This window comes from Brachyspira sp. G79 (assembly GCF_002379365.1).
Lineage (GTDB): Bacteria > Spirochaetota > Brachyspiria > Brachyspirales > Brachyspiraceae > Brachyspira.
In genome coordinates, this window is record NZ_JQIU01000008.1 from 1,132,681 (window position 1) to 1,140,196 (window position 7,516).

The following is a 7,516-nucleotide window of genomic DNA, read 5'->3' on the forward strand; positions in this document are numbered from 1 at the left end:
AAATAGATATGTATTAAACATAAAGTATAATACAAATTTATAATATACCTTACCAAAGGTATGCAGAACTGTATTGCTTCTTCAAATATAGTTTCTTCACAAAATGCTTAAAGCCATGCCAATATATAAAATTTAAAAATTTATTTTTTACAAATTATAGTTGTTTAAGTATATATAATTAATAAACTAATAATATTAATAATACAGTAAAAAATACCGTTACTTATAGTATTGATAAAAATTTTTTGTTAGTATAATATTACTTATATAATTAATAATTCCTAAGAAGGTTTATGCATGAATTTTTTAGAAATAGAATTAAATAAAGACAAAAAAATTATAAGCGAAGACTTCAAATATAGAAAAAGATTAATTGTTGTATTTATAATATCAGTACTTGTAACAACTTTGCTTTTATTAAGATTATTTTATCTTCAGATAATACAAAATGAGCATTATGACAGTTTAGCAAGGAATAATAAAGAACAGATAATACCTATAGATGCATACAGAGGTGAAATTTATGATAGAAACGGTATTATAGTAGCAGAAAATATAAAAACTTATACAATGTATATGATACCAGTTTATCTTCCAAAAAATTATTTTGAAAGAGAAGAATTATTATACAGAGTTTCAAAAGTATTTAATATAGATTTAGGACATATAAAATCAAGTTTAGAAAAAGTATCAAAAAACAGCTATGAATCAGTAGAAATATCAGAAAATATAAGCATGGCTCAGATGAGTTATTTGGCAGAGAGGTCTGAAGAATACCCCGGAGTTTATTACGGCAGCAAATCGGTAAGACACTACCCTCTTGGAGAAACTATGACCCATGTACTTGGGTACATAGGAAACATATCGCAGGAAGAGTTTGAAAGCAAACAGGCAGAAGGATACAGAAGAAATAGTGTAATAGGTAAAGAAGGTGTTGAACAGTTTTATGATAAAGAACTTAGAGGAATAGATGGTTATGTTCAGTGGATAGTAGACTCAAGAAATAGGGTAAAAGAAACTATAAGCCCAGCAATAGGAAAACCTATACCGGGAAAAAAACTTATATTGAGTATAGATTCTAAAATACAAAAGGACGCTGAAGACCTAATCAGAGGACAAGTAGGTACAGTAATAGTATCAAAACCTACTACAGGAGAGATATTGGCTATGGTAAGCTCTCCTTGGTATGATCCTAATATATTTATAGGTAAAATAGACAGACAAAAGTATACAGAACTTATTAATAACCCTGCAAATCCATTCTGGAATAAAGCTATAAGAGGAAGATATCCCCCAGCTTCAACATTTAAACTAGTTACAGCTGTAGGAGCTTTAGCTGAAAAAAGAATAGGAGTAAATACTACAAGATACTGTGGAGGTGGTATGCTTCTTGAAAATAGGTTCTACAGATGTACAGGTCAGCATGGTTATGTAAATATGTATAGAGCTATTCAGTTCTCATGCAATACATATTTCTATAACTTGGCATATGAGCTTGGTCCTAACTTCATAAAAAGATATGCTGAAATGCTAGGTTTTGGCGATATTACAGGTATAGACTTACCTGGTGAAAAAGTTGGAGTTGTTCCTAGTGCTGATTGGAAAAGAAGAAAGATTGGAGAATACTGGTGGGACGGAGACACTATTCAGTATGTTATAGGTCAGGGATACATGTCAGCTACACCTATAGCTGTACATATGTCTACCTCAGCTATAATTAATGATGGAGTTATGTATAGACCTCATGTTGTTAAAGAAATAAGAAGTTCTCAGACAGATGAGGTAATATATAATAATGATAAAATCATAATCAAAAAACTAGATATAGATAAAAACATATTTACAGTAGTAAAAGAAGGTATGAGAATGGCGGTATCAGGCGGTACAGCAAGAAATGGTGCTTGGTCTCCTCATATAAAATTGGCAGCAAAAACAGGTACTGCTCAGAATGCTCAAGGTAAAGACCATACTTGGGTTACAATATTCGGACCTTATAATCCTAGACCTACTGATGATATGGTAGCCGTTACAGTTATGTTAGAACATAGCGGCGGCGGCGGCGGAGCTACTGCTGGTCCTATTGCTACTGCAATGCTTCGATCCATATTAGGCGGAGAAAATGCTGTTGAGGCTAGAAACGTTATATATGCTAGAATGCAGTACATTTATCAGCAGATAAGATTAGCAAGAGAAAAAATGAAAGAAGAACAGGAAAACAGTGAAAATTTAGAAAATATTGACGGCGAACAGCAAAAAGAAGAAGATAAAAAAGATGCAAATGAAGATGAAAGGATAAAATATGAATGATAAAAAAGAATTAAAAAAATTATTTGTCTTCGATTGGAAAATATTAGCAGCTGTTGTATTTTTAATGGTAGCTGGAGCTATAGCTGTATATTCTTCTACATATTCGCCTGAATCTGGTAAAACTAGCTGGATGTTCTTGAAATTTATATTCTTCTGTGCCACTGGAATTGTACTTATATTTATAAGTATGTTTATTAACTATACAAAATTAGCCGAACACAGAATGTCTTTATATATACCAATGCTTGGAATACTTATACTTGTATTAATACCTGGGGTTGGAACTACTGTAAACGGCAGCAGCAGCTGGCTATTTGGTATGCAGCCTTCTGAGTTTGGTAAAATTGTAGTTATAATATTTTTAGCAGGATATTTAGATCAAATAGGTGATAAAATAAAAGAAATAAAATATTTTGCTTTAGCTGGAGTATTTATTGCCATACCTATAGGTTTAGTATTACTTCAGCCAGATTTGGGTACTGTATTAGTATATTGTTTTATAGTATTTATAATGCTTTTTGTAGGAGGTGTGCCTACTAGATATATTATAGCATTAATAAGTATCGGGGTTGTCGGGCTTTCAATACCTATGTTTTTGGAATATAAAAGAATGTCAGATGATATAGATAATATACTTTTTAACTTTTTATCTCAAAGAATATATATAGGATATCTTGCTGGAATATTTCTTTTTGTATCTGCTCTTTTACTTACACTCAATTTTTATATGAACAGTAAATATGTAGGTCTTTTATCATTTACATTTTTTGTATTATTTTTATGTATGGGGGCAGCATTAACTTTTGATATAGGATTAAAAGAATATCAGAAACAAAGATTATTAGTATTTATGAATCCGCAATTAACCAGATTAAGTTCTGGATATAATATCATACAGTCTCTCATAGCAGTAGGAAGCGGAGGATTATTTGGAGAAGGATTTTTAAGCGGAAGTCAATCACAATTAAATTTTATACCCCAGCAGGTAAATGACTTTATATTTTCAAATATATGCGAAGAATGGGGATTTGTAGGAAGTGCTTTAGTTGTACTTGCTTATGCCGTTATATTTATACGCGGAACTATGGCAGCATATTTTGCCAAAGATAGATTAGGGGCATTAATAGTATCTGGGGTTATTGCTATGTTTTTATGCCATGTTATAATTAATATTGGTATGGTTGTAGGTATGATGCCTATTACTGGATTAACATTGCCTTTTATAAGCAGCGGAGGTTCATCGATATGGACTTTTTCTATTTCTATAGGTTTAATATTTAATGTAGAAGCCAGAAGATATGTCCATTAGTTGGTAAGCAGTTAATATGAAAAATAGTAATATTTTAACAGAAAAAGTTTTAATAGCAGATTCTAATATAGATTATGCTAGTTTTTTGCAGAAGTTTTTGAAAGAATCAGGCTATTTATCTTATATAGCATTATCATATGAAGATGCTTTGAATATGGCTTATGATAAAATACCAGACTGTATACTTGTAGATTATATGCTCCCAAATGCAGGTGCTTCAAGGCTTTCGGAACATATAAAAAATGATAATATGCTAAAAAATATAGCTGTATTATTTTTAACTGCAACTGACAATAAAAGTGAATGCCTAAAATCTTATGAATGCGGAGCTGATGGTTTTTTTCTTAAATCCATGGATACTGATATATTATTAGCAAAAATGAAAGCATACATAAGATTAAAAAAGGCTATAGAATCTAATCTTATGTATATGAACATATTAAAGCAGGATATTGAATATGCTTCAAAACTGCAGAAATCTATTCTCTCCTATGGTAATACTTCTATACCAAAAAATGATATATCAATATTTCACTATGCTCCCAATGAAGTGTCTGGAGATTATAGCGGTATAAAATCTATTAATAATGGCTGGTATGCCATACTTCTTGCCGATGTATCAGGTCATGGAGTGGCAGCTAGTATGCTTACAATATTAATAAAATCATTTTTTGATTCACATGTTATTATAGATACTAAAAACACCCAGCCTTCTGAATTTTTAAAACAAATGAATAATTTTTTTATAGGAGAAAATTTTGATAAAAATTTATTCGCTTCTGTATTTTACGCAATATATAACAATGAAACAGGAGAATTAATATGCTCTTCTGCAGGATCTCCAAAACCAATATGTAAATCTAAAGATGAAGTAATGGAAATTGATGCGGAAGGACCTCTCATAGGTATGATGGAGGATACAGAATATACTGAAACTAAAATACAGTTAAATCATAATGATATAATCTTCATATTTACAGATGGAGCTTATGAAATATTTGATAAAGATGGTAAAATGTTTGGAGATGAACTTTTAAAAAATACATTTGTAAAACATTCACATAAAGATGTTAATGTAATAAAAGACTGCATAATAAAAGAATTAAAATCTTTCTCAAATAACATATTATCTGATGATATAAGTATGATAATGTTAAGAAGAACTGAATAATATTCTAAAATATATTATTATTACATATAAATATATACAATTAAATAACTAAATTCTACAGCATATAATAATTTATCAATCATATATAAATATTTATGAAATAAATATAAGGTAACCGTTTACATTTTTTTACTGCTCTATCGTATTACATGTGAAGTAAATATAAAATAAAATACATATAAATACAAACATATATATTATTAAACGTTTTATTATTATTAATATATAATCATTAATTTATTATAAAAAAATGAAAAAAATCACATAAATTAATATTTTTTGTAATTTTTTTTAATTTTATGTGCATGAAATTTGACATACAAGTTTTTTTTTCTATACTGTTTAAAAAATAGGATACAGGAGTATGTATTATGAATAATGAAGTAAAAGTAACACAAACGCTTGCAGACCCAGCACCATTTGGTTTATTCGGTCTTGCAGTAATAACATTTGTAGCTTCAACACAAAAATTAGGGCTTACATCAGGATTTTCAGGACTTATTCCTTGGGCAATATTTCTTGGATGTATAACACAATTTGTTGCTGCTATTATTGATTTCAAAAAAGAAAATGTATTTGGTGCTACAGTATTTGGTTCTTTCGGGTTATTTTGGATAGCTGTAGCTTTTATTTGGCTTACAACTTTGGGAGTATTTGGAGAAGAAATGAAAAACACTATCGATATGAGACAATTTGGAGTTGTATGTATAGCTTATTTATTTCTTGTAGGACCTTTAACTTTTGGTGCTGCTGAAGCTCATAAAGTATTATTCTTTATATTTGTTGCTGTAGATGTACTTTTAGTAGCTATGGCATTAAATTATTTAGGAATAGCTGTAAAAGAAACTCAAATTGTAGCTGGTATTTCAGAACTTATTGCTGGATTATTAGGTTTTTATGGTGCTGCTGCTGGTGTATTAAACAAAAATTTAGGAAGAGTTGTACTTCCTGTGGGAAAACCTTTAGGGATATTTAAGAAATAAGATAAAATTAGGGCATATATATAAAGGGGGCTTAATAAAAAAGCCTCTTTTTTATTATTTTTATTTCTACAAAACAAAAAATATGATAACTAAATATTTTATTATTACGATAATAATTATGATAACAAAATCTAGTTGACATATTATTGTTTTATCTATATTATGTTGTAATAATATTATAAGGTGATTAAGGGTTATGAAATTTAAAATAGCAATTTTAACTATAGTCAATTTAATAGCATTTATAGCATTACTCTATATGTTTGATATTTTTGGAGTTGTAAATTACTACACATTAATGCGTAATAAAATAGCTCCTAATGTACCTGGCTTTTTAAACAGATTTACTCAAAAGCAAAGAGTAGAAGATATGTCCCTACTTGCAAGAGATGATTTAAATAAAATGAGAGAATCTTTTAACTTAAGAGAAAAAGATTTACAGGCTCAGGAATCTCTAATAGCAAGCAGAGCATTAGAATTAAATACTCAGTCTGAATTGATAGAACAAGACAGACAAAATCTATTAAATGCTTGGTCTAATTATCAGGCAACAATGGACGAATCTTCACAGTATCAGTTGGTACTTTCAGATTTGGCAAACAAAATCAACAGCATGCCTCCTCAAAACTCTGTAGCCTTGCTTAATCAGCTTGCTGCAAACGGTTCTGATGATTTGGTAATAGATGTACTTCTTGAAATGGATTCTATGGCTGCTGCTGAAGGAAGAAACAGTACTACTTCATACCTTTTGAGTTTGATGGATGCTACCGTTGCTGCTAGAATATTAGAGAAATATGAAGCAAGATCCAATCCTGGTAATAATACAGTACCTTCTTCACCTAATGACTTCCCATCATATATGCCAGACAATAATGATGCTATGCTTAATGACGGTATAATGGATATGGGAGCATAAAAGTTTTTTCTTAAAAATAATAAAAACAATAAGCCGTTTCTAAATATTTTAGGAATGGCTTTTTTATTTTAAACTCATCAATTTAAATATTGACAAATAAAGGGTTATAGGGTATAACTTCATTTATTACAATTTGGAGTTTTTTATCTATGTCAATAAGATTGGTATTAATATTCGTTATTATATTTTCTTTTAATCTTTATTCTCAAAATATTGATGACAAACCTATAAAAGTAAATGAAAAATATTTTACTGAAAATGGAAATTTAAAAAACAATAAAGATCTGTCAGTTTATGCTATTAGAAAAATTAGATTTTCTGACAAATCATCATATGAAATGGTAATATTAAAAAATAATTATTGGTATTATTACAGTTTATTTCAAATAGAACAAAATAATCAGTATAAATATATTGGCAATATTGCTTTTAAAAGCTATAATCAAAATATAGAAGGACTTATTTGCAATATAGTTTATAAAGACAATTATTTTACTATAGAGCATAACCTTATGTCAAACGTGAGAATGTATATAACATTTAAATATAATGATGATAAAAAAGTATATTTAGATAAAACAAGTATGATTTTACAAGCTACAGAAAATATAAACACAGAAAATACTAATGAATTAAAAATAACACCTAAACAATTTAATGGTAATGTAGTGCCTAATAAAACTCTATATAAAGATGTTACAATGGATATGATAGCAAAATCATTGAGCCTCGATATATAAAAAATTATATTTTGGAAATTATTAACTATAAAAAAATTGTATTAGTATTTACTACATCGTTAAAAAAATACTGAATGAAAAAATAATAAT

General features: G+C 28.7%; 6 protein-coding genes. All 6 read left to right on the top strand.

The window, feature by feature from the left end:
- The first annotated feature begins 297 nt into the window (after window positions 1-297).
- The 6 genes from mrdA (at window position 298) to KQ44_RS06415 (ending at window position 7,426) form a co-directional block, all read left to right on the top strand.
- Window positions 298-2,307, top strand: coding sequence for a penicillin-binding protein 2 (gene mrdA / locus KQ44_RS06390; protein ID WP_096736716.1), 2,010 nt, complete (start codon window positions 298-300; stop codon window positions 2,305-2,307).
- Entirely contained in the window at window positions 2,300-3,616 is a 1,317-nt protein-coding gene (locus KQ44_RS06395; RefSeq protein WP_096736717.1) for an FtsW/RodA/SpoVE family cell cycle protein, read from the top strand. The genes mrdA and KQ44_RS06395 overlap by 8 nt, the downstream gene beginning before the upstream one ends.
- Window positions 3,617-3,632: 16 nt before the next feature.
- A complete protein-coding gene (locus tag KQ44_RS06400; RefSeq protein ID WP_096736718.1) occupies window positions 3,633-4,787 on the top strand; it encodes a fused response regulator/phosphatase in 1,155 nt (384 codons plus the stop codon).
- Between the two features lie 371 nt (window positions 4,788-5,158).
- Entirely contained in the window at window positions 5,159-5,770 is a 612-nt protein-coding gene (locus KQ44_RS06405; protein WP_096736719.1) for a GPR1/FUN34/YaaH family transporter, read from the top strand.
- 196 nt (window positions 5,771-5,966) lie between these two features.
- A complete protein-coding gene (locus KQ44_RS06410) occupies window positions 5,967-6,686 on the top strand; it encodes a flagellar protein FlbB (RefSeq protein ID WP_096736720.1) in 720 nt (239 codons plus the stop codon).
- Between the two features lie 149 nt (window positions 6,687-6,835).
- Window positions 6,836-7,426: a hypothetical protein gene (locus tag KQ44_RS06415; RefSeq protein WP_096736721.1), complete on the top strand. Its 591-nt coding sequence runs from the start codon at window positions 6,836-6,838 to the stop codon at window positions 7,424-7,426.
- Window positions 7,427-7,516 lie beyond the last annotated feature (90 nt).

What these genes read in the sequence shown, in the direction of transcription:
- mrdA (WP_096736716.1), top strand. Translation starts at nt 298, where the DNA reads ATGAATTTTTTAGAAATAGAATTAAATAAAGACAAAAAAATTATAAGC.
- KQ44_RS06395 (WP_096736717.1), top strand. Translation starts at nt 2,300, where the DNA reads ATGAATGATAAAAAAGAATTAAAAAAATTATTTGTCTTCGATTGGAAA.
- KQ44_RS06400 (WP_096736718.1), top strand. Translation starts at nt 3,633, where the DNA reads ATGAAAAATAGTAATATTTTAACAGAAAAAGTTTTAATAGCAGATTCT.
- KQ44_RS06405 (WP_096736719.1), top strand. Translation starts at nt 5,159, where the DNA reads ATGAATAATGAAGTAAAAGTAACACAAACGCTTGCAGACCCAGCACCA.
- KQ44_RS06410 (WP_096736720.1), top strand. Translation starts at nt 5,967, where the DNA reads ATGAAATTTAAAATAGCAATTTTAACTATAGTCAATTTAATAGCATTT.
- KQ44_RS06415 (WP_096736721.1), top strand. Translation starts at nt 6,836, where the DNA reads ATGTCAATAAGATTGGTATTAATATTCGTTATTATATTTTCTTTTAAT.